Source organism: Corynebacterium nasorum, assembly GCF_022345765.1.
Lineage (GTDB): Bacteria > Actinomycetota > Actinomycetes > Mycobacteriales > Mycobacteriaceae > Corynebacterium > Corynebacterium kefirresidentii.
Map to the genome: position 1 here is coordinate 1 of NZ_JAKRDR010000002.1, position 22,442 is coordinate 22,442.

Here is a 22,442-nt window from a genome sequence, read left to right on the forward strand (position 1 = left end):
CCAGGCTAACTGCCTCGCCTGCCACCACGCGCTCAACAGCAGCATCCTTAACATCCTTCGGAGTCCAACGCGTCACAACTACCTCCCGGTCGAAGTGGCGCATTCACCCCTTGACAGCACGCCTGCCTTTTTGACAGATCTATCTGTAAATCTAATTGCAACAATAATTACAGGTATATTCGGAGTTGTGTTTACCCGGTTGGGGTACGATGGATTTCGCTCCATCTCTGACGATGAAGTACGGAACAAGGTGGCAATGAAGCAAGTTGAATCTCGAGTGTCAGATCTCCGGTTTTCAAAGAAGCAGTGGAAAGCTGAAAAGAAAAAATTCCGAGACCTCAAATATTAGTCCCAAGAAGCGGAAAAATGACCCCTAAGCCAACAGAATTTAGACTGTGCTCAGTACGCAAAATATAGATAGTCTAATCCTGTAGATTTACCTCATAGCAGAACCATAATTTGACGCAGGATAGCAGGTAACTTTAAGTACTGTTCTACCAAGACTCAACGGCCAGACCTCAATGACATTTTGAAGTTATAGGAACAGCTCTTTGATTGCTGATGCGCCGTAAGCCTCGAACTAGCTCCTCACACCGAGGAAAACAACCATTAACTTTTACCTGTTCCTGCAGATAGTATGAGCTTAAAACGCTCTCACCAGCTAAACTCTTCTAAGATTCAGAGCTTCAGAGTTCTGACACAATCTCACCGCCGTGGTAGGAAAGGGCCAACTGTGCTGCCGTGCCGCCCCCTGCGACGGTTTTAAGCTCATCAAACTGACAGCCATTACGGGATCGGACTCTGACCGACCCCTAGTGCCTGCGCGATAAGTTAGAGGTTAACGGTGCCGAAAAAGCTCCGCTTACCACGTACCGCCTCTGTAATAACTATAGTGAGCCGCGAGCAAATTGAATTTGTCCATCAATTCTCGAGTTGTTACGCCACCGAGCTTTCGACTCTGCCGAGTTAATTACACCAGTCTTCCAGCTTGCTGAACCTATCGTGACGGCAACAGTATAATTTATGGGTCTTCTAGGGGATGATTATGCTATCAGGCGCCCTCCTGTGAAGATCTTCGTGTAGTCGCTTTACTCTCGGAGCCGGCAACTTAGTGGAAGCCTCCTCCTCTTCAACTTACCTATCCATGTCAAGCCTCTCCTACCCATCGAAGCAATGGTGTGGAGGGGGGCATCGGCAAGCGCTGCTAAGTGCACCGTAATGTCGGCGCAGCCTTGGGTCTTTGGCGGCGAACATGCAACAACCCCCACCTCCCTGCATGTCATGCATACTGATGGACGCGGGGGTTGCGTGCTAAAGAAACGATTTAGTTGGCTCGGCCGGTTTCCTTGCGGTACTTGCGGTAGTAGCGGCGGCCATAGTGGACGGTGCTGAAGGCGGCGATAGCCACAACGGCTAGAGCGATGATGCCGATGATGGTGGTCAGGGTGTAGTCACCCTCGCCGGCGGTGCCCAGCGGGGTATCCCACACGCCGAGGCCCCAGATGAGGATTCCGGCAGCCGGGAGGCAAGACAGGATCAGACCCATGCCCACCCAGGTGGAGGTGCGAATGAGGGAAGAATGAGGAGCACCGAAGGAAACTGGGTCGTAGCCTTCAATGTAGGTGTCCTGAATCTTTCCGGAGAACTCCGGGTAAGTCTCGCTGGTGTAGTCAGCGACTGCGTGGGTGTTATCGCTCATGGCGGAGTCTTTCTGTCTTTCTCTCGTTCCTTGTATTCCTACGGAATAACCTTAGCTTAGTCGTCCTTGCCACGGAAAGCAGCACGTGCACGTTCGCGGGTAACCGCGGATACCGCGGTCAGGGGAACGCCGGCCGGGCAAACATCAGCGCACTCACCGTAGAGGGAGCAGTGGCCGAAGTTGGCTTCTAGGTCATCGACCATGTTGCGGGCACGGCGGCCACGCTCTTCCTTACCCAGCGGCATGAGGGACAGGTGCACCAGCTTCGCACCGGTAAACAGGTGTGCAGCACCATTCGGGCAAGCAGCAACGCAGGCGCCGCAGCCGATGCAGGCAGCGTGGTCCAGCGAGTACTCGGAAGTCTCATGGTTGACGTGCAGGGTATCCGCATCCGGAGCGGTACCAGCATCCATGGAGACGTAGCCGCCCTGCTCCATCACGTGATCCAGTGCCGCACGGTCGACGATCATGTCCTTGATAACCGGGTAGGCAGCGGAACGGAATGGCTCCAGCTTGATGGTCTGTCCTTCGGTGAAGTTGAACAGGCGCTGCTGGCAGGCCGGGGTGTTCTGTCCAGGGCCGTGTGGACGGCCGTTGACGGTCAGACCACAGGTACCACAAATGCCCTCACGGCAGTCAGAGGCGAAGGCGAAGGGCTCCTCGCCGCGCTCAATGTAGCCCTCGTTGACGTGGTCCAGCAGCTCCAGGATGGACATCTGCTCAGAGGCATCGTCCACCTGGACGGTCTCGAAGTGGCCTTCTTGGGTCGGTCCGGCTTGACGCCAGATCTCAAGTGTCAGTTTCATTACTTGTAGTTCCTTGTCATCAGCGGGATCGAATCAAAGTACAGCGGCTCGGCGTGGCGGATGAACTCGTTCTTATTAGCGCCCGGCTCCCAGGCGGAAACGAAGCACCAGTTCTCATCGTCGCGTTCTGCCTCGCCGTCCTCGGTGAGGTGGTCCTCGCGGAAGTGAGCGCCACAGGACTCGTCGCGGTCCAGAGCGTCAACACACATGAGCTCGCCCAGGTCCAGGTAGTCGGCAACGCGCAGGCCGTATTCCAGCACCTGGTTCATGTCGTTGGCCTCGCCCGGAATGCGGACATTAGCCCAGAAGTCCTCGCGCAGCTCACGGATCTTGGTGATGGCTTCCTTGAGGTCTTCCACGTTACGGGACACACCGCAGCCGTGGTACAGGATGTCGCCTAGCTGGCGGTGGTAGTAGGAAGGACCGTGCGGGTTCTCGCCGCGCACGCCCATGAGGCGGTCGATGCGCTCTTGGGACTGGGCCAGGGTTGCCTGTGCCTCTGGGGAATCCTCCGCCAGCTTCTCCTCGTTGAGGTGGTCGGCCAAGTAGTTCGGGATGGTAAACGGCAAGGTGAACCAGCCGTCAACGGAAGCCGAAAGCAGGGAGTTAGCACCCAGGCGGTTAGCGCCGTGGTAGGTCCAAGAGCACTCACCGGCGGCAAAGAGGCCGTCGATGGAGGTCATCTCATTGAAATCGGTCCACAGGCCACCCATGGTGAAGTGGCAGGTCGGAGCGATACGCATCGGAGTCTCATAGGCGGACTCACCAATGGCCTCTTCGTACATCTCGATGAGGTTGGAGTAGCGCTCGCGGATCTTGTCCTTGCCCAGGCGCTCGATGGCGTCGCGGAAGTCCAGGTACACCGAGTTGTGCAGCGGGCCAACACCCAGACCAGCGTTAATCTGCTGGGAGATAGCACGGGAAGCAACGTCACGCGGAACCAGGTTGCCGAATGCCGGGTAGCGGCGCTCCAGGAAGTAGTCGCGCTCTTCTTCCGGAATGGTATTCGGGTCGCGGTCGTCGCCCTCCTTCTTCGGGGACCAAATGCGGCCGTCGTTACGCAGGGACTCCGACATCAGGATGGTCTTGGACTGCCAATCGGAGTTGACCGGTAGGCCCGTCGGGTGGAACTGCACGAAGGCTGGGGAAGCCAGGTAAGCACCGCTGTCGTACGCACGCATCATGGCGCTGGCGTTGGAGTTCTTAGCCAGGGTGGACATGTGGTAGACGTTGCCGTAGCCGCCGGTACCCAGCACGACTGCGTGGCCGGTGAAGGCCTTGAGCTCACCGGTGATCAGGTTGCGGGTAACGATGCCGCCAGCGCGCTTCTTGCCATTGTCGTTGTAGACGATGATGTCCTGCAGATCATTGTGAGCGAAGAGCTCCACGTTGCCCAGGCCGATCTGGCGGTAGAGCGCCGAGGTGGTGGACAGCTGCAGCTGCTGGCCTGTTTGGCCACGGGTGTAGTAGGTACGGGAGACCTGCACACCACCGAAGGAACGGGTAGCCAGGGTGCCGCCGTACTCGCGAGCGAATGGTGCACCGATGGCGTTCATGTGGTCAATAACGCGGACGGATTCGTTGGCCAAACGCCAGCAGTCGGACTCGCGGCAGCGGTAGTCGCCACCCTTGACGGTGTCCTTGGTGTGGCGGTAGGCGGAGTCATTGTCCACCTTCTTGGCACGGGAGGCGTTGACGCCACCCTGCGCTGCGATGGAGTGCGCGCGGCGCGGGGAGTCGTGGTAGGTAAATACCTTTACCTTGTAGCCCAGCTCGCCCAGTGCGGCCGCAGCGGCGCCGGCGGACAGGCCGGTACCAACCACGAGGACCTCAAACTTGCGGCGGTTCAGCGGGGAAACCAGCTGCATGTGGTCCTTTTGGTGGGACCACATATCCTTCATTGGCACGCCGTGCGGCTCATTGGATTCCAGAATGTTGCCGGCAGATACGCCCGGAACGATGGACTGCGGATGCGAGAACTTGGGGTGCTCGCGCTTGAGTTCAGTATTAGTCATGGGTTTCTAACTCCTTTAGCTGACCAAGCCCAGGGCAACGGACAAAGGCATAACGATGTTGCCGATGCAGACAACGGCCGGGATGACGTACGCCAGGATCAGGAAGGTCTGACGCCACTTCGCACCGGTAATACCCAGGTCAGAAGCAGCGAGGCGAATGCCGTGGGTGAGGTGCAGGAACAGGAAGCACATGGCGATCACATACACGATGGTGACCGGCCAGCGGCTAAAGGTTGCGATCATATTGGCCTTCACCGCACCCTCCACAAAGTCACCTGGGGCGATGGGCTGTACGCCCAAGGTCAGGTCCAGCAAGTGGAAGATGATGAACAGCAGCAAAACGATGCCGGTAACCAGCATGGACTTGGTGGCGAAGGAATCAAGGCCGCCCATCAGGTTGCTACGGCGGAACTTGCCGCGGGACGCCTTGGAACGTGCGGTGAGAGCAAACGCGCCATAGATGTGGGCGATGATGGCAACCAGCAGGACTGCGCGGATGATCCACAACGCACCCTCATGCGGGAACAGTGGCTCGCCCATGGAGCGCAGGAATGCACCATATTCATCAAGAGCCTCGTCGCCGCCCTCAGCCGGCAAGTACAGCTTCAGGTTGCCGGCCATGTGGCCGACGACGAAAAGTGCAAATAGCAGGCCGGTGACGGCCATGATGAGCTTCAGAACCCAAGAGGGCACTCCCGGCTTCTGACGGATTGGTTCGTTAGTAATGTGGCCGTGAGCTACTGCCTCACGGTCGGGATTTCTTAAAGTCATGACACCTCCATTGTCGTCCTCACCTTAACTGGGCTTAACCGCTGGTTACCAGTCAATTCCGGCGGCGTTTCATCTAACGGTACGGCGGTACGGTTAAACTCAGAATTCTTTTAGGTAAGGGTTGCCTTAGATGGCCAGATTCAAAACGTCACTACCTTGGCTGCTCGCAATTTCGCAATATTGACGTTGCGTAAATCTTCCTCCAGTTGTGAACTTGGTCACCCAGTGTTACGGGAGTGATCCCCTTACCCCTTTATGTGTCAAACTTTCGCATGAAACCCACATATTCCCCACAGGAGGGTGAATATTCTTCACAAGATCTTTGCGATTAAGGTGCACACGCGCAGGCCACCCAGTAACCTTTCCGGCATGAGTAAGACGTATGTGGGATCCCGCCTTCGCCAACTTCGCCGTGAGCGCGATCTCAGCCAGGCTTCCTTAGCTGCCACGCTGGGACTTTCGGCCAGCTACGTCAACCAGATCGAGCACGACGTTCGGCCACTTACCGTTCCGGTCCTCCTTCGCATCACCGAGGTCTTTGGAGTTGACGCCACCTTCTTCTCCCGCGACGATGACTCGCGCCTACTCGCGGAGATCCAGGACGTCATCCAGGACAAGGAGCTGTGCCCCTCCCCCGTCGAGCTGCAGGAGCTCTCCGAGCTGGTCTATAACCACCCCACCGTCGCCCGCACGCTGGTGGATGTCCACCGCCGCTACCGCAATGTGCGCGATAAGCTCTCACTCGCCACCGATACCCGCCGCACCACCGAGGCCACCCAGGCACTGTCCATGCCGCACGATGAGGTGCGCGATTTCTTCTATGCCCGCCAGAACTACTTGGACGGCCTGGACCACCATGCGGAGCAGCTTGCCGACGCCCTCTCGGTCACCCAATTCGGCATCCGCGACACCGAACATGCCCTAGCCCAGCGCCTGCGCGATCTCCACAACGTAGACATTCGCATCACCTCACAGATGGATGGCACGCTGCACAGCTTCGACCGCGAGACCTGCGAATTTCGGCTCGCCTCGCGCTTAAGCGAAGGGCAACGCGCCTTCCGCATGGCCGCGGAACTGAGCTTCCTCGAGGCTGGCGAGGAGATCGCATCTTTGGTAAAAAATGAGCCGTTTACCTCGGATGCCTCGCGTAACCTAGCGCAACGCGGATTGGCCAGCTACTTCGCCGCCGCCACCGTGATGCCCTATACCCTGCTACATTCTGAGGCTGAACGCTCCGGCTACGACGTGGAATACCTCTGCCAGGTCTTCGGAGTGGGCTATGAATCCGTCGCCTCTCGGCTGTCCACCCTGCAGCGCGATAACCTGCGCGGCATTCCTTTTACCTTCGTCCGCGTCGACCGCGCCGGAAACATGTCCAAGCGACAATCCGCCACCGGCGTGCACTTTTCCAATAATGGCGGCACCTGCCCGCTGTGGAATGTCTACGAGACCTTCACCCAGCCGGGCATTATTTCCCGTCAGTTGGCCCAGATGCCCGATGGCCGCAATTACCTGTGGATCTCCCGCGCGGTACAGCACCATCAAGGCCGCTTTGGCGATACCAATAAGCTTTTCGCCATTGGCCTGGGCTGCGAGGCTCGCCACGCCGACCGCACCGTCTACGCAGAAGGTCTCGACCTCAAAGATCTCTCTTCTGCTACCCCTATCGGCTCCGGTTGCCGCACCTGCCCGCGCGAGAATTGTGCGCAGCGCGCCTTCCCACCCATTAACGAGGTCATCAGCATCGATGCCCACCGCTCAGCGGTGGCACCGTACTAGTTACGCATCACCACGACGAGCCTTTTCGGGGGCGTAGACATACAAAACGGCACCGCGGTCCCTTTGCCTGGTGGGCGGGGGACGGCGCGGTGCCGTGGGTGTTGCGCTCAAGGCGACGTCGCCAAGCGCCCCTGCTTAGAGGTTAATCATGTGGCCGCCGATGCCCTCGGCAGCTTCCTTCATGGCCTCAGAGAGGGTCGGGTGGGTGTGGACGTTGCGGCCGATTTCCTCAGCGGTGAGGTCGAAGCGCTGCGCCAAGGTCAGCTCCGGCAGCAGCTCGGAGACATTGGAGCCCACCATGTGGCCGCCGATGAGCTCGCCATACTCGCCATCCGCAATGAGCTTGACAAAGCCCGCGGTCTCGTTGAGACCGGCAGCCTTGCCGTTGGCGGAGAACGGGAAGGTAGCGACCTTGATATCGCGGTCCGCGAACTTCTCCTTTGCGGCCTCTTCGGTGTAGCCGAAGGAAGCGACCTGCGGGTTGCAGAAGGTAGCGCGCGGCATGTTCATGTAGTCACCCAGAAGCTGGGTCTCCACGCCGGCGATGGTCTCTGCGGCGACAACGCCCTGTGCCTCAGCAACGTGTGCGAGCTGCAGCTTCGCGGTGACGTCACCGATGGCGTAGATGTGGTCCACGTTGGTGCGCATGGTGTCATCGATGGCAATAGCACCGCGCTCGGTGAGCTCAACGCCGGTGTTCTCCAGGCCGAAGCCCTCGGTACGTGGGGCGAAGCCGATGGAAATCATGGCGCGGTCCACCGTGAGGGTGTCCTGCTTGGAGCCATCCTTGGACTCGACCTCAACGGTGACATTATCGCCGTTGTCCTTGACGGAGGTGGTCTTGTAGCCGGTCAGCAGCTTAACGCCAAGCTTCTTGTACTCCTTAGCAATGGCCTTGGAGACATCCTTGTCCTCGTTCGGCAGAACGCGGTCCATGAACTCCACGATGGTCACGTCCACGCCGTAGTTGGACAGAACATAAGCAAATTCCATACCGATGGCGCCGGCGCCGACGATGACCATGGACTTCGGGGCCTCATCGTTGAGGATCTGCTCCTCATAGGAGACGATATTGCCGCCGAGCTCTACGCCCGGCAGGGACTTGACCACGGAGCCGGTGGCGATGATGCAGTCATCGAAGGTGACGGTCTTGCCCTTGTCATCGCCGTCAGTGATTTCAATGGTCTTCTCATCCTTGAAGGAGCCAAGGCCGTTGATCTCGGTGATCTTGTTCTTCTTCATCAGGTAATGAACGCCCTTGACGATGCCCGCGGAAACCTTGCGGGAACGCTTGTGGGCTACACCGAAGTCGAAGGAAACATCGCCGGAGATGCCGAAGTCCTTTGCTTCATGGTTGAAGGTGTGGGCAACCTCAGCGTTCTTCAGCAGTGCCTTGGAAGGGATGCAGCCTACGTTGAGGCAGACACCACCCCAGTACTGCTTCTCGATTACGGCAACTTTCTTACCAAGCTGAGCTGCACGGATGGCGGCCACGTAGCCGCCAGGGCCCGCGCCGAGTACTACTACGTCATAATGTTCATTAGTCACGCCCTTTAGGATACGTAACTTTCCCCTCCATGTCGCGCATTGGGTCACACTCTTGTGCCCGAGTACCCCACGCTTCGGGGGTAAAACGCACAAAGGCCCTGCACGGTGGCGTCGGCAAGCGCGCGACGCCCCCACGCAGGGCTAGGGGCTCGGTGTTTTAGAACAGGCCGAGAGCCAGTGCAGCGGTGGAGGACATAGAGGAACCGGTGTGCAGGAACTGGCCCAGAACTTCGTTGATGGATACGAGGATGGAATCGAAAACGTTCATTTTTCTTCTTTCTGTTTTTGCCTAGAGCGAGGGATGGGCCCGCGGATGGGACCGCACTATTCACACGTTTAGAACTAACGGGAATTGTAGCGCCGCCGTTACATACGCGCTGCGTTCAGAATTATGACACACAAACCACATGCGTCACAGGTTTTGCTACATTAAAAGGGCTATTAAGGCATAGAGTCTTGCTAACACTCCCGCTATGCGGAACGATACCTACTGAGAAGATTCTCTTAACTCGAGGAAGCTAAAAAATATGCATACTTTGCGCTCTATCGGCTCCAGCGTCGCAGGCATCGCCATCGCGGCAGGAGTCCTCTCCGCCCCTATCGCCTCCGCCGTCGAGCCGGCCAAGATTCAGGGGGACGCCACCCCATCCACCATCCGCGAGGTAAACCTCACTGACTCGGCAGATCCGGAAAATATCAACTACGCCATCACCACCGAGGGCGAAAACCGCGTGGTAGATATTGCCGGACTAAAGGACAAGGACAAGTGGAAGGGTTATGCCTTCGGCCACAAGAGCGCCCAGGGCAACCACTACGGCAACCACGTCAAGGTCATGACGGCTACCTCCGCCGCCATGGGTGGCCGCGAGGTCCCGCTTGCGGTCATCTCCCCAGACGGCAACTTTGAAAAGAAGCGCCCCACCCTGTACCTACTCAACGGCGCGGGCGGCGCTGAGCAGGGCATGGACTGGATCACCGCCACCGCGAAGCGCGACGTCAACCCAGAGCAAGAGGGCGTGCAGGACATGGTGGATTTCTACACGTCCAAGGACGTCAATGTGGTCATCCCACAGGCCGGTGCCTTCTCCTACTACACTGACTGGGTTTCTACGCCGGATGCCGGCTACCTCAAGGGCCCACAGAAGTGGGAGACCTTCCTGACCAAGGAGCTGCCAGGCGCTCTAGAGGATCATATCGGAGGCAATGGCAAGCGCGGCATCGCTGGCATGTCCATGGCCGCTACCTCCTCCCTGCTGCTGGCGGAGCACAACCCGGGCTTCTACAACGCGGTGGGCTCCTTCTCTGGCTGCGCGGCTACCTCTCGCCCGCTGCCGCGCCTGTACACCCAGCTGACTGTCAACCGCGGCGGCGGCTCGGCCGATCAGATGTGGGGCGCTATGGGCAGTGAGTACAACGTGTACAACGACGCATTGGTCAATGCCACCCCGAAGAATTTGGGCCCATCCGAGACCTACGTCTCCGTGAATAGCGGTTTGGGCGGTGCCAATGACTGGGGCGCTAAGGGATCGTCCACCCTCATCGTGGAGGGCGGCGTCATCGAGGCTGCTATGAGCTCCTGCACCCACGATCTCAAGGCCAAGATGGATTCCCAGGGCATGAAGGCGGATTGGAACTTCCGCAATACCGGCACCCACTCCTGGCCGGGCTGGCGCGATGACATCTTCTCCTCGTGGAAGACCTTCGAGCGTGGCTTTAACAAGGACGCCGCAGAAGCTCCGGCCGAGCCGGAAGTAAAGCCCAACGAGCTTTCCATCGATGCGCCGCAGGCTCAGGAAAATGCGCAGATCAAGGACGCCCCGAGCGCCGCTGACCAGTCCCCTGATAAGGACTTCGTCGAGGGCAAGGAAGCCGAAGCTCCAGAGGCTGCCGCCGCTGCTGAATAAGTAGCGCAGAAGTATAATCAACGAGTTCATTAACTACAGGAAAGAAGCACAATGAAGCGTCTTAGCTCCATCCTGGCCGCCACCGCAGTGTGCGCAGGCTTAGCTAGCGCCCCGATGGCGGGCGCCGCACAGCTCACCCCGCAGCAGGTAGCAGGCAACGCCGCCCAGTCCACCCTGGCCCCACTGGAGGTCACCCCGGAATTGGAGCAGCAGACCTGGTACCAGAAGTACAAGGACGATCCGCGCGTCGATAAGCTGCAGGCCACCTCCCCGGCTATGAACGGCCGCAAGATTCCGCTGGCTGTCATTCGCGCGACGGATGAGAACCGCCCGACCATCTACCTGCTTAATGGCGCAGGCGGCGCGGAGCAGGACATGGACTGGCTGAAGCTTTCCGATGCCGTGGATTTTTACCACTCCAAGAACGTCAACGTGGTCATCCCGCAGGCTGGTGCCTTCTCCTACTACACCGACTGGGTATCCGAGCCGAACTCCCAGTATCTTAAGGGCCCGCAGAAGTGGGAAACCTTCCTCACCAAGGAACTGCCGGGCGCTATCGAGGGACACATCAAGGCCGATAACCACCGCGCCATCGCGGGTATGTCCATGTCCGCTACCTCCTCCCTGCTACTGGCGGAGCATAACCAAGGCTTCTATGACGCCGTTGGTTCCTACGCCGGCTGTGCGGCTACCGCCTATCCGGTAGAGCACAAGGCCGTTGAGCTCACCGTTAACCGCGGTGGCGCTTCCGCAGAGCAGATGTGGGGCCCCTTCGGTTCCCCCACCAACCGCTATAACGATGCGATGATGAACCACGAGAAGCTGCGCGCCACGGAGCTGTACATCTCCTCCGGTTCCGGTCTGGCCGGCAAGGAGGATACCTTCTCCTATCACGTGGCTCAGGGCACGAACCCTGCGGCGGCCGCGGCAGGCTCCGCTGTCCTGCAGGGTGAGGGCGGTGCCATCGAAGCTGGCGTGAACTACTGCACCCACAACTTCAAGGCCAAGTTGGACCAGGCTGGCATCCCGGCTACCTATAACTTCCGCAATACCGGCACCCACTCCTGGCCGCACTGGATTGCGGACCTCAAGGATTCTTGGCCGGTCTTCGAGCGCGCTTTCAATAAATAAGCTCGTTTCTTTCCGCGGCTAAAAGGGCGGTAGGCTTGCAGCATTATGAAGTTGCTTCCTACCGCCCTTTCGCGTACCCACACTGACCCTTATACCGGCGTGGATTTTAACCTCGGATTTGAGGTGTCCCACTACACGCTGGATCTGACCTACCGCGTGGAGCCCAACTTGCTCCACGGCGAGGCCGTTTTAGCAATCCGAGCGACCGCCGATTTAACGTCTTTGACCTTGGATTTGGGCGGGGCGATGGTGGCCCGTCGCGTGACCGCGAAGGGTGCACCGCGGGTGGCAAAGTTCCGCCAGTCTTCCGGTAAGTTGCGTCTTCGTTTCGCTGCAGAAATCGCCGCCGGTACGGAGTTTGAGCTGGTTATTCGCTATGGCGGTAGCCCTCGCCCCATCCGCACCACCTGGGGCGAGATTGGTTGGGAAGAAACCGAGTCCGGCTCGCTGGTAGCCAGCCAGCCCAATGGCGCGCCGAGCTGGTTCCCCTGCGACGATACACCGTCTGAAAAGGCGCTCTATGACATCATCATTACGGCCGATGATCCCTTTATCGTTGTGTCTAATGGCGACCTCGTCTCCCGCAGGGCGGGCGGCTCCACCACGCGCTGGCATTACCGTACCCGCCAGCCCATGGCCACCTACCTGGCTACGGTGCAGGTAGGTGAGTTTTCCAGCTTTGCCTTGGGCCCTTCCACTCGGGCTTGGGCTCCAGCCACGCTGCGCGAGCGGGTGCTGAATGAATTTGCCCAGCAGCAGGAGATGGTGGACTTCTTTACCTCCATTTATAGCCCCTACCCGTTTGCGGATTACCAGGTGGTCATCACGGAAGATGAGTTGGAGATTCCGCTCGAAGCGCAGGGGCTTTCTATCTTTGGATCCAACCATGTGAAGGGAGACCACGCCTTCGAGCGCCTTATCGCGCATGAGCTTTCCCACCAGTGGTTTGGCAATTCCGTGGGCCTAGGCGAGTGGAAGGATATCTGGCTCAATGAGGGCTTTGCCTGCTACAGCGAGTGGTTATGGGCCGAGCACAAGGGCGAGACCACCGCGCGCGAGGCAGCACGGTCCCACTACAACGTCCTAGGCCGCAAGGCGCAGAACCTCACCGTTTCCGATCCGGGTGCGCGCGATATGTTCGATGACCGCGTGTATAAGCGCGGTGCTTTGACCGTGCACGCCATTCACCGCCTGCTTGGCGACGCCTTCTTTAGCACCCTCCGCAGCTACCTCACCGAGCACCAGCATTCGGTGGTGGAGCCTTCCATGTTGCTAAATTCCTTCCGCGCCGCCGCTCCTGATGCCGCGCTTTTCGACGCCACCGTAGACGCTTGGCTCAACCACACGGCCCTTCCTTCATTCCCGAGTTAGTGGTTTTGGCCCTGCGTTTGTTTGGGGATTTTCTAATCTATTGACCAATCCCTTCTTTCCTGTTGACGGGGTGTTTTATCTAGGTAGAATAGAACATGTAAACGAACAGGAGGGGAGGGATTATGCAGACCACCAAGCACGCGGAGATAGACTCCGCCATCGCCCAAGTTGCCGCCGGGTTAACCCAACTGCGCGCCCTCATGCAGGATCCCTCCGACCTCTCTTTCGAGCTTCTTCACCCTCATTTCGAGCACTTGGAAAGGGCCCTGGGCAACAAGGCCGCTATTGACGCTGCCTTCGCCTTCATCGCGGAGCGCGATGACGCCGGCCGCCGCGTGGGCTCCTCCAAGGCCAAGGACTACCTGACCGCCCGCCTAGGTCTTAGCGAGTCCGAAGCCGCCGCCCGTCTGCGCAATGGGCGCAACCTATTTGCCCCTATCCCCGAACCGGAGCCCACTCCCCCACCTGCTGATCCCGATGCTGATGACGCCACACGCGCACAGGCCGAGGAAGAAGCCCGCCGCCGCGCCGACCGCGAGCGCCGCGAAGAGGAAAAGCGCCGCAAGAAGCTTTTCGAAGAAGAGCCTATCCCTGAGCGCATCCTTAACCTCATCGAGAATGAGCTGCGCAGCCTCAGCAAGTACGCCATCCCCGGCCCAAGCGAGCTGCGCAACCAGGCCCTCGAGCAGGCCAAGCGCCGCTCCTTCGATTCCTTACGCGAGTGGCTGCGTAAGGCAGTTCGCAAGGCGAATAAGCACGCCCTCAATCCTGCCGGCGAGCCCGATCCGCACGCCGCTACCCGCAAGCGGCGCTTTAGCATCTCCCGCCAAGATGCTGACGGCGGTGTGCATATCTCCGGATACCTCGACGCCTCCGCGGCCGCCATCCTTGCCAGTGCCTTTGCTCCCGCCAAAAATAAAGGCAGCGCCGATTTCAGCGCCGAGGATGATACCCGCACTTATGCCCAGCGCATGGCGGACCAATTGACCGCTGCCTTGTCGAGCTACCTTTCTGCCACCCAAAAGGACTCAGCGGGCCTTGGTTCTTTCTTCGTCGCCACCACCTTGGAAGAACTGGAGGCGATGGGCGGCGATACCCGCTTCGCCACCAGCACCGGCATCGAGCTTTCTCCGCTCGATCTCCTCCGCTTGGGTGCCGCGCAGCACGATTTCTTCTGTGCGGTGGATGAGAAGGGCTTTCCCCTCGAACTTGGCCGCACCAAACGCACCGCGTCCCTCTGGCAGAAGCTCGCCCTCGCGGCCTCCGAGCTTGTCTGCACCCACCCCGAGTGCCACCGCCCCTGGCAGGACTGCGATGTCCACCATCTGCAGGCTTGGTCTCACGGTGGCGCCACCGACCTCAAGAACCTCACGCTGCTGTGCCGGCGCCACCACGTAGACAATAACGACTACCGCGATGGCCGCAACGGAATGGGTCACGCCGAGCGAGACCCCGCCACCGGCCGGGTAGGCTACCGGGCCGCGCACGCGAGCGGGCTATCGCCCACAGTAGAGGTCAACGACCACCCCGCCGCGGAACAAGCCCCGGGACGCAGGCTCACGGATCCGCCCTCGCCACCACCGTCTCCCCCGGGCGCGGCCTGACCTCTTGCGCGCGGGCCCGCGGCCTGCCACAGCAGCCCGTCCGACTGCCCTACACTGGATAACCATGCAAACGATGCTCGTCACTGGCGGCGCCGGTTTTATCGGCGCCAATTTCGTGCGCCTCATGCGCCAGGCGCGCCCCGATACCCGCGTTACGGTGCTTGACAAGCTCACTTACGCTGGAAACCGCGCCAACCTCGCCGATCTGGATATTGACTTCGTCGAGGGTGATATCGCCGATTCTGCGACGGTAGAACCGCTCGTCGCTGCCGCCGATGTAGTAGTTCACTTCGCCGCCGAATCCCATAACGACAATTCTTTGCGTGACCCTTCCCGATTCCTCCACACGAATATCGTGGGCACGTTCACGCTGTTGGAGGCGTGCCGGAAGCACGATACCCGCTTCCACCATGTCTCCACCGACGAGGTTTTCGGTGATCTCGAGATTGGGGCAGAAACCAAGTTTGACGAGAACACCGCCTACGCCCCCTCCAGCCCGTACTCCGCCACCAAGGCAGGTTCTGACCACCTCGTGCGCGCATGGGTGCGTTCTTTTGGGCTGCGCGCCACCATCTCGAATTGCTCCAATAATTATGGGCCGTATCAGCACATCGAGAAGTTCATTCCCCGCCAGATCACCAATATTCTCTCCGGCCGCACGCCCAAGCTTTATGGGACGGGCGAGCAGGTCCGCGATTGGATTCATGTCGATGACCACAACGAGGCAGTGCTCGCCATCCTAGAGCGCGGCCGGATTGGAGAGACCTACGCTATCGGCGCGGATCAGCCAGATATCAGCAATAAGCAGGTCATCGAGCTTATCTGCGAGATCATGGGCCACACCCGCGATGGACGCGCGCTCTATGAGCACGTGGCGGACCGCCCCGGCCATGATCAGCGCTATGCCATGGATGCCACCAAGCTTCGCCGCGAGCTGGGCTGGGCCCCGCGGTTTACGGATATCCGCGCCGGCCTCGAAGACACCATCGCGTGGTACCGCGATAACGAAGACTGGTGGAAGCCCGAGAAAGAAGACGTAGAGACCCGCTACAAGCAGCAAGGACAGTAGACATGCACATAACTGAAACCGCCATCGCGGGACTACTCATCATCGACCTCGACGTGCACGGGGACAATCGCGGCTGGTTCAAAGAAAATTGGCAGCGGGAAAAGCTCACCGGTCTCGCGCCCGAACTCGCGAGCTTTCAGCCGGTGCAGAACAATATTTCCTTCAACCACGCCGGCGCTACCCGCGGGCTGCACGCCGAACCTTGGGACAAACTCATCTCGGTGGCGCAGGGCAAGATTTTTGGTGCGTGGTGCGACCTGCGCGAGGGGTCGGAGAGCTTCGGCGAGGTTATTACCCACGAGATTGGGCCGGAGACGGCGGTGTTTGTGCCGCGAGGCGTCGCCAATGGCTTTCAAGCGCTGGAGGATACCTCTTATAGTTACCTGGTCAATGAGCACTGGTCTGCCGAGGCGCGCTATGCCGCGGTGAACCTCGACATCGTGGACTGGCCACTAGAGCCCACCGAGATTTCGGAGAAAGACAAGCAGCACCACAGCCTCGAAGAGGTGAGCCCGATGCCCGCCCGGCGCATCCTCGTCACGGGTGCGAATGGGCAGTTGGGGAGGGCGCTGAAGCGCCTGCTTGGCGACGCCGAATTCTGCTCCCACGCCGACTTCGACATCACCAATCCGCCGGAGCGAAATTGGAAGCAGTACTCGACCATCATTAATTGCGCGGCGTACAACGACGTCAACGGCGCCGAAAACGACCGCGCCGCTGCCTGGGCCGTCAACGCGGAAGGGCCGGCAAAGCTGGCACGCATCGCCGCAGAAAACCAGATCACGCTGGTGCATGTCTCGAGCGACTATATCTTCGATGGGGCGAACGAAGTCCACACCGAGGCGGAGTTGCCGTCGCCGCTCAGTGCGTACGGGGCGTCGAAAGCCGCGGGTGATACCGCAGCACAGACCGCGCCGCAGCACTACGTCATTCGCACCTCGTGGGTCTTTGGCGATGGGGAAAATTTCATGTCCACCATGCGCCGGCTGGCTAATAAGGGCGTGGAGCCGAAGGTCATCCATGACCAGCGTGGCCGCCCCACGTTTGCCGAGGACCTAGCCAAGGGCATCGTGCACCTGCTCAAGTCCGACGCGGACTACGGCGTGTATAACCTATCCAATTCGGGCGATACCGTGGGCCGCGATGAGATTGCCATGGCGGTATTCATCGGGCTCGGCCACGATCCGTCCGAGGTCACGCCAGTGACGACCGAGCAGTACCGCGAAATCGCGGGACCGGAGGCGCCGCGGCCCAAGGAATCGACGTTTGCGCTGGATAAAGTCGAGGCCACCGGTTTCAAGCCGCAGAATTGGCGCGCCGCCCTGGCCCTGTACCTAGCGCTCTACCCGGAGGATTAAATGAAGGGCATCATCTTAGCCGGCGGTTCCGGCACGCGGCTCTACCCGATTACCAAGGGCATCTCGAAGCAGCTCATGCCCATCTATGACAAGCCGATGATTTACTATCCGCTGACCACGCTCATCCAGGCGGGGATTCGGGAAATCCTCATCATCACCACCCCGGAGGATGCGGGTGCCTTCCAACGCCTCTTTGGTGACGGCTCCCAGCTCGGACTCATGATCGATTATGCGGTCCAGCCGCGGCCGGAGGGGCTCGCGCAGGCCTTCTTGATTGGCGAGGATTTCATTGGCGATGACAGCGTCGCACTGGTGCTCGGCGATAATATCTTCCACGGCTTCGGCGGCGAGCTCACCCACTGCCAGGATCCGGAGGGTGGCATCATTTTTGCTTACGAGGTCTCGGATCCGCAGCGCTACGGCGTGGTGGAATTCGATGCTGCGGGGCATGCGCTCAGCATCGAAGAGAAGCCGGAGGTCCCGCGCTCAAACCACGCGGTGGTGGGCTTGTATTTCTATGACAACTCCGTCGTGGACATTGCCAAGGGCATCCAGCCCAGCGGCCGCGGCGAGCTGGAAATCACGGCGGTTAACGAGGAATACCTGCGCCGCGGCGAGCTGAATGTCCAGCGCCTGCACCGCGGTAGCGTCTGGCTCGATACCGGCACGGTGGACTCCATGAGCGAGGCTTCTGCCTATGTTGAGGTGATGCAAAAGCGCACCGGGATCGTTATCGGATCGCCCGAGGTTGCTGCCTATGAGGCGGGCTTTATCGACCGCGCCCAGCTAGAAGCACTCGCCGAGCCGCTGCTTAAGTCCGGCTACGGCGAGTACCTGCGGGCGTACTAACGGCTAGTAACCGCGCTCGATGTATTCGTCGAGGCGTGCGGCTTCGGCACCCACCGTGGTGGCGTCGCCATGCCCCGGCAGGACCTTGGTGTCCTCCGGCAGGGTGAAGACCACGTTCTTCAGCGACTCGATGATCACATCGAAGTCGGAGTACTTGCGGCCAGTGGCACCAGGGCCGCCATTGAAGAGCGTATCGCCCGACAGCAGCGTCTCGCCCACGTGCAGCACCACGCAGCCCGGCGAGTGACCAGGGGTGTGGTAGACCGTGATTTTCTCGCCGCCGATATCGAATTGACCGCGATCCGCCAGCGGCGTATACGGGGCATCGCCATTGGACTCCTGCCACAGCATGTCATCGTCCGGGTGCAGATAAACCTCGGTATCGAAGCGCTTGGCGGCCTCGGGGGCGAGCTCGCAGTGGTCATTGTGCGCGTGGGTGAGCAGGATGCCTTCCACGTGGCGATCGCCTACCAGCTCCGCTACGGCATCGAGATCGTGAGAGGGATCCACCACATAAACATTGGAGTCATCGCCCACGACGTAGACGTTATTATCCACGTCCCACTCGCCGCCGTCGAGGCGGAACTTGCCAGAAGTAACCGTGCTATCGATGCGCATTAGAACTCCACCACCGAACGCAGGACCTTGCCGGACTTCATGGTGGCGAAGGCCTGCTCGACGTCGTCAAGCGCAATGCGCTCGGAAACGAACTTTTCTAGCGGGAAATTGCCGGCCTTGGATAGCGCTACATAAGCGGGGAAATCGCGCTCCGGGAGGCAATCGCCGTACCACGCTGGCTTGATGGAACCGCCGCGGCCGTAGAGGTCGATGGCGGGAATGTCCACGTGGTCGGTGAGGTTTGGCACGCCCACCATGACCATGCGGCCGGCGTGGTCGCGGGAGTAGAAGGCCTGGCGCCAGGTGGGCTGGATACCCACGGCGTCGATGGAAACATCGGTACCGAAGCCGCCGGTGAGCTCGCGGACGGCGTCGATGACTTCCTGTTCCGACAGGTCCTTGGAGCAGATAGTATCGGTCGCGCCGAATTCGCGGGCGGTTTCCAGCTTGGATTCGTCAATGTCCACGGCGATGATCTTTGCCGCGGCCGCCAGCTTGGCGCCTGCAATGGCGGCCATGCCCACGCCGCCGCAGCCGAAGACGGCAACGGACTCGCCGAGCTGGATGTCACCGGTATTCACGGCTGCGCCGAGGCCCGCCATGATGCCGCAGCCCAACAAGCCTGCAGCGGCTGGGTCAGTGTCTTCCACCTTGGTGCACTGGCCCTCGTGGACCAGGGTCTTTTCCGCGAAGGAACCGATGCCCAGCGCAGGAGTGAGCTCGGTGCCGTCCTCGAGGGTCATCTTCTTCGAGGCGTTGTGGGTATTGAAGCAGTACTTTGGCTCGCCCTTCTTGCAAGCGCGGCACTCGCCGCATACGGCGCGCCAATTCAAAATGACGAAGTCGCCCTCCTCCACGTGGGTGACCGCAGAACCTACGGTCTCCACCACGCCTGCGGCCTCGTGGCCGAGCAGGAACGGGAAGGCGTCTTCAATATCGCCATCGCGGTAAGCAAGGTCGGTGTGGCATACGCCGCAGGCCTGCACGCGCACGATGACGTCATTAGGGCCGGGGTCGGGGACAACAATATTGACGGTTTCGACTTCCGCGCCCTTGGAACGGGCAATAACAGCTTTTACAGTCATGCGCCCGAGCGTACCGATATTTTCAAAATCGGCACATTAATGAAAATATTTTTTAAGAGCGAGCGATGACGTTGGCCGTATGCTCGTGGCCGCGCTGGTTCATGTGGATGGGCAGGTTGCCGTCGCCTGCGCTAAAGTCCACTAGACCAGCCCACATGCGCTGGTTTGCATCGGCGCACATGCCGTTATTGCGGGTGGAAGGTTTCATATCCAAGAACTGCACGCCGGTGCGTGCCGCCAGGTCCACCTGCATCCACTGTGCCTTATTCTCAAAGTCCTGGATTGGCGGCAGGAAGGTGGAATCGGCCGGGCGCGGGCCGAAGTGGAAGAGGCAGTAGTACGGGCCAGAACCGATAGTGGGGTAGCCAACGATCTGCACGCGCGCATTCGGAGCCGCACGCTTAATGCGCTCAATCTGCGGTGCGGTATGGTCCGCGAACTGCTTGCGAATCTGCGACAGGTTGAGCTCGCGGTGGTTATAGGTGTCATTGAAACCGGTAGTGATTACCACACGGTTGGTAGCCGGAGTCAGCGCGCCGGTACGGATGGCCGCATCCACCTGCTGGAAAATCTGCGGGCCGCGGGACATGGACACGGCGCCGGAGCAGGAGAAGTCCCGCACCGGAAGGCGCAGCTTGGCACCGGCACGCTTGGCGTAGTTATTGGAGGTCGGGCAATCCACGCCCACACCCTTAGAGGGATCGTAACGGTGGGCGAAGTAGGAGCCGGCATCTGGATCCGCGAGGACGGAATCGCCGAAGGCTACTAGGTTGCGCTCCGCGGCGGTGGCCTGCGGCGCGACTGCCACGCCTACGACGGCCAGCGCGGACGCCACCACGGAGAGGACTTTGAGCTGCAGAGATTTCATGAGATCCTTTTCTAGAAACACCAGTAACTTCAGGTAACTGTAGTCACTTCTGTAATTTCGAGTTGGCGGCTACACCGCGCGCCTCTCTCACGATATCGTCCATGGTTACCTTTTTGTTATCTTCGCTTTTTGGAGCTACCCCAACCGTGAATTTTTCTGATTTCACATTCCACACTGCAGCCCTCGGCCGGTTCGTGCCGGCGCTTCTTAACGCCGGACTCATCAGCCACCAAGGCGGCGCGAAGGCCCAGCTCAACCTGCTGCCGAACCTGGCCCGCTACCGCTTTACCACCGCACGCGAGATCGAGCAGGGCTACCTTGCCTGTCCGGAGCGCTTGGCGCTTATCGACGACGACGGCACCCTCACCTACCGCCAGCTGCGCACCCACACGCAGGGCTTCGCCCGCTACCTCCGCTCGCTGGACCTGCCCGAGATTCGCCTCGGCGTCATGGCGCGCAACGGCCGCGGCATCATCATTCCGCTCGGCGCCAAGGGCTATGTGGGCGCTTCTATTTACCTGCTCAACGTAGGCTCCTCCCCGGAGCAGCTGGCCGGCTGCATTGAGGAAAACGGCATCAATGTGCTCGTCGTGGATGATGAATTCATCGACCGCGTGGATACCGATATCCCCGTAATCATCGCGCACGATACCGGGGCTAGCGAGCTGCCGAAGTTAGACAAGATTGTGAAGAATCCACCGGCCGTGGAGCTGCCGCGCTTCCCCAAGCACGGCCCGATCGTGCTCATGTCCTCCGGCACCACCGGCATTCCGAAGGGCATTGTGCGGCCGGAACCGACCCTGCCGGTAGTGCTGGCCTCCATCGTGGATACCATTCCATGGCGCGCCGACCAGCGCCTGCAGATCACCGCCTCCATCTTCCACACCTGGGGATGGGCCTGCATCAATATCGCACTCGGACTGCGCAATACCATCGTCACCCGCCGCGTATTCGACGCGGAGCAGGTGCTTGACGATGTCCAGCGCTACCGCCTCGATGCCATGATTTCCTCCCCCATCTTCTTTAAGCGCCTAGTGGAGCGGGACCCAGCCGGTGAGTTCGATGCCTCGAGCCTGAAATTCATCGCCTCGGCCGGCAATGCGCTGACCCCGGAGGTGGTCAAGGAGACCAATGCGCGCTTCGGCGCCATCCTCTGCAATGTATACGGTTCCACCGAACTCGCCCTGGCGACGACCGCCACCATGGACCAGGTGGCCGCCAACCCCACCATCGCTGGGCGCGTGACCTCCGGCACGAAGCTGCGCATCCTCGATAAGGAAGGCCACCCGGTTCCGCGCGGCGAGGTGGGAGAGATCTACCTGACCAACTCCACTGCGATGACCGGCTATACCAACCCGAACCTGCGGCTCAATAAGGTGGACGGGCTCATTTCCATCGGCGATTTGGGCTACATCGATGAGCACGACTTCCTGCACGTGGTCGGCCGCGCCGATGACATGATCATTGTCGGCGGCGAAAACGTCCACCCGCAGTCCATCACCGAGGTCCTCGAGGCCATGCCCGGCATCCACGAGGTCCATGCCGGTGGCGTGGAGGATAGCGAGACCTTCCAGCGCATCGCCGTGTGGGCGGTGCCTACTGCCGACGCCACCGGAAAGGCCCTCACGGCCGACGCCATCCGCGAGTGGGTCCGCACCAAGCTCGCCGATCACTCCGTGCCGCGCGATGTGCACTTCCTATCCCAGCTGCCGCGCAACGCCACCGGCAAGGTGGTCCCGCGCCTACTGCACAACCACGGCGAGGCTTAACGCTCTGCACCCACTGCCGTGCCCACAACGGCGAAAGGCCGCAGGCTAGATAACCTGCGGCCACTGTGGAGCCGCCTGCGAGAATCGAACTCGCGACCTTTTCATTACGAGTGAAATGCTCTACCGACTGAGCTAAGGCGGCACGCTGCTTGGCATATGCCAGTGCAGCAAGAGAAAGTTTAACCTAGGGGCGCCGCG

Annotated in this window: 17 protein-coding genes and 1 tRNA gene; 9 read left to right on the top strand and 9 right to left on the bottom strand. The window is 60.2% G+C overall.

Annotation, left to right across the window (positions count from 1 at the left end; genetic code table 11):
* Window positions 1-1,324: 1,324 nt before the first annotated feature.
* From MHK04_RS01885 to MHK04_RS01900, 4 genes are read right to left on the bottom strand one after another with little or no spacing between them, the layout of a single operon-like run.
* Window positions 1,325-1,699, bottom strand: a complete 375-nt coding sequence (locus MHK04_RS01885; RefSeq protein ID WP_023020453.1) for a hypothetical protein — start codon at window positions 1,697-1,699, stop codon at window positions 1,325-1,327.
* A gap of 56 nt (window positions 1,700-1,755) precedes the next feature.
* Window positions 1,756-2,505, bottom strand: a complete 750-nt coding sequence (locus tag MHK04_RS01890; RefSeq protein WP_023020452.1) for a succinate dehydrogenase/fumarate reductase iron-sulfur subunit — start codon at window positions 2,503-2,505, stop codon at window positions 1,756-1,758.
* Window positions 2,505-4,520 (bottom strand): fumarate reductase/succinate dehydrogenase flavoprotein subunit, encoded by a 2,016-nt coding sequence (locus MHK04_RS01895; protein ID WP_200288333.1) that lies wholly within the window; start codon window positions 4,518-4,520, stop codon window positions 2,505-2,507. The genes MHK04_RS01890 and MHK04_RS01895 overlap by 1 nt, the downstream gene beginning before the upstream one ends.
* Before the next feature lie 15 nt (window positions 4,521-4,535).
* The gene (locus MHK04_RS01900) at window positions 4,536-5,291 is read right to left on the bottom strand and encodes a succinate dehydrogenase cytochrome b subunit (protein WP_023020450.1); all 756 of its coding nucleotides are present in this window, start codon (window positions 5,289-5,291) and stop codon (window positions 4,536-4,538) included.
* 369 nt (window positions 5,292-5,660) lie between these two features.
* Between MHK04_RS01900 and ramB the strand changes: the two genes are divergently transcribed.
* The gene (gene ramB / locus MHK04_RS01905) at window positions 5,661-7,070 is read left to right on the top strand and encodes an acetate metabolism transcriptional regulator RamB (RefSeq protein WP_239207863.1); all 1,410 of its coding nucleotides are present in this window, start codon (window positions 5,661-5,663) and stop codon (window positions 7,068-7,070) included.
* A gap of 135 nt (window positions 7,071-7,205) precedes the next feature.
* Here ramB and lpdA read toward each other — a convergent pair whose 3' ends face one another.
* Window positions 7,206-8,618: a dihydrolipoyl dehydrogenase gene (gene lpdA / locus MHK04_RS01910; RefSeq protein WP_023027802.1), complete on the bottom strand. Its 1,413-nt coding sequence runs from the start codon at window positions 8,616-8,618 to the stop codon at window positions 7,206-7,208.
* 527 nt (window positions 8,619-9,145) lie between these two features.
* On the opposite strand from lpdA, the gene MHK04_RS01915 reads away from it, so the two are divergent.
* The 7 genes from MHK04_RS01915 (at window position 9,146) to rfbA (ending at window position 17,904) form a co-directional block, all read left to right on the top strand.
* Window positions 9,146-10,522: an alpha/beta hydrolase gene (locus tag MHK04_RS01915; RefSeq protein ID WP_239207862.1), complete on the top strand. Its 1,377-nt coding sequence runs from the start codon at window positions 9,146-9,148 to the stop codon at window positions 10,520-10,522.
* 51 nt (window positions 10,523-10,573) lie between these two features.
* A complete protein-coding gene (locus MHK04_RS01920; protein WP_239207861.1) occupies window positions 10,574-11,653 on the top strand; it encodes an alpha/beta hydrolase in 1,080 nt (359 codons plus the stop codon).
* 45 nt (window positions 11,654-11,698) lie between these two features.
* Window positions 11,699-13,024, top strand: a complete 1,326-nt coding sequence (locus MHK04_RS01925; protein ID WP_239207860.1) for a M1 family metallopeptidase — start codon at window positions 11,699-11,701, stop codon at window positions 13,022-13,024.
* 122 nt (window positions 13,025-13,146) lie between these two features.
* Window positions 13,147-14,628 (top strand): HNH endonuclease signature motif containing protein, encoded by a 1,482-nt coding sequence (locus MHK04_RS01930; protein WP_239207859.1) that lies wholly within the window; start codon window positions 13,147-13,149, stop codon window positions 14,626-14,628.
* Window positions 14,629-14,701: 73 nt separating this feature from the next.
* Window positions 14,702-15,697, top strand: coding sequence for a dTDP-glucose 4,6-dehydratase (gene rfbB / locus MHK04_RS01935; RefSeq protein ID WP_200289071.1), 996 nt, complete (start codon window positions 14,702-14,704; stop codon window positions 15,695-15,697).
* 2 nt (window positions 15,698-15,699) lie between these two features.
* Window positions 15,700-17,055 (top strand): sugar nucleotide-binding protein, encoded by a 1,356-nt coding sequence (locus tag MHK04_RS01940; RefSeq protein WP_239207858.1) that lies wholly within the window; start codon window positions 15,700-15,702, stop codon window positions 17,053-17,055.
* Complete coding sequence (gene rfbA, locus MHK04_RS01945; protein WP_023020440.1) at window positions 17,056-17,904, top strand: glucose-1-phosphate thymidylyltransferase RfbA; 849 nt, start codon at window positions 17,056-17,058, stop codon at window positions 17,902-17,904.
* A 3-nt stretch (window positions 17,905-17,907) separates the two neighbouring features.
* On the opposite strand, the gene MHK04_RS01950 is transcribed toward rfbA, so the two are convergent.
* The 3 genes from MHK04_RS01950 to MHK04_RS01960 are packed head-to-tail and all read right to left on the bottom strand — an operon-like array spanning window position 17,908 to window position 20,475.
* Complete coding sequence (locus MHK04_RS01950) at window positions 17,908-18,522, bottom strand: MBL fold metallo-hydrolase (RefSeq protein WP_023020439.1); 615 nt, start codon at window positions 18,520-18,522, stop codon at window positions 17,908-17,910.
* Complete coding sequence (locus tag MHK04_RS01955; RefSeq protein WP_023020438.1) at window positions 18,522-19,607, bottom strand: S-(hydroxymethyl)mycothiol dehydrogenase; 1,086 nt, start codon at window positions 19,605-19,607, stop codon at window positions 18,522-18,524. Before MHK04_RS01955 ends, MHK04_RS01950 begins: the two co-directional genes overlap by 1 nt.
* A gap of 52 nt (window positions 19,608-19,659) precedes the next feature.
* Window positions 19,660-20,475 carry a GDSL-type esterase/lipase family protein gene (locus tag MHK04_RS01960; RefSeq protein ID WP_200288340.1) on the bottom strand — a complete coding sequence of 272 codons (816 nt, stop codon included), beginning with the start codon at window positions 20,473-20,475 and terminating at the stop codon, window positions 19,660-19,662.
* 146 nt (window positions 20,476-20,621) lie between these two features.
* On the opposite strand from MHK04_RS01960, the gene MHK04_RS01965 reads away from it, so the two are divergent.
* Window positions 20,622-22,244, top strand: coding sequence for an AMP-binding protein (locus MHK04_RS01965; RefSeq protein WP_239207857.1), 1,623 nt, complete (start codon window positions 20,622-20,624; stop codon window positions 22,242-22,244).
* A gap of 66 nt (window positions 22,245-22,310) precedes the next feature.
* On the opposite strand, the gene MHK04_RS01970 is transcribed toward MHK04_RS01965, so the two are convergent.
* Window positions 22,311-22,386, bottom strand: a tRNA-Thr gene (locus MHK04_RS01970).
* Window positions 22,387-22,442: the final 56 nt, after the last annotated feature.

Bases quoted from the DNA above. Each gene is read 5' to 3' on its own strand.
- MHK04_RS01920 (WP_239207861.1), top strand. From the start codon at position 10,574: ATGAAGCGTCTTAGCTCCATCCTGGCCGCCACCGCAGTGTGCGCAGGC.
- rfbA (WP_023020440.1), top strand. From the start codon at position 17,056: ATGAAGGGCATCATCTTAGCCGGCGGTTCCGGCACGCGGCTCTACCCG.
- MHK04_RS01900 (WP_023020450.1), bottom strand. From the start codon at position 5,291: ATGACTTTAAGAAATCCCGACCGTGAGGCAGTAGCTCACGGCCACATT.
- MHK04_RS01940 (WP_239207858.1), top strand. From the start codon at position 15,700: ATGCACATAACTGAAACCGCCATCGCGGGACTACTCATCATCGACCTC.
- MHK04_RS01955 (WP_023020438.1), bottom strand. From the start codon at position 19,607: ATGACTGTAAAAGCTGTTATTGCCCGTTCCAAGGGCGCGGAAGTCGAA.
- MHK04_RS01950 (WP_023020439.1), bottom strand. From the start codon at position 18,522: ATGCGCATCGATAGCACGGTTACTTCTGGCAAGTTCCGCCTCGACGGC.
- MHK04_RS01960 (WP_200288340.1), bottom strand. From the start codon at position 20,475: ATGAAATCTCTGCAGCTCAAAGTCCTCTCCGTGGTGGCGTCCGCGCTG.
- MHK04_RS01890 (WP_023020452.1), bottom strand. From the start codon at position 2,505: ATGAAACTGACACTTGAGATCTGGCGTCAAGCCGGACCGACCCAAGAA.
- rfbB (WP_200289071.1), top strand. From the start codon at position 14,702: ATGCTCGTCACTGGCGGCGCCGGTTTTATCGGCGCCAATTTCGTGCGC.
- ramB (WP_239207863.1), top strand. From the start codon at position 5,661: ATGAGTAAGACGTATGTGGGATCCCGCCTTCGCCAACTTCGCCGTGAG.
- MHK04_RS01885 (WP_023020453.1), bottom strand. From the start codon at position 1,699: ATGAGCGATAACACCCACGCAGTCGCTGACTACACCAGCGAGACTTAC.
- MHK04_RS01925 (WP_239207860.1), top strand. From the start codon at position 11,699: ATGAAGTTGCTTCCTACCGCCCTTTCGCGTACCCACACTGACCCTTAT.
- MHK04_RS01930 (WP_239207859.1), top strand. From the start codon at position 13,147: ATGCAGACCACCAAGCACGCGGAGATAGACTCCGCCATCGCCCAAGTT.
- MHK04_RS01915 (WP_239207862.1), top strand. From the start codon at position 9,146: ATGCATACTTTGCGCTCTATCGGCTCCAGCGTCGCAGGCATCGCCATC.
- MHK04_RS01895 (WP_200288333.1), bottom strand. From the start codon at position 4,520: ATGACTAATACTGAACTCAAGCGCGAGCACCCCAAGTTCTCGCATCCG.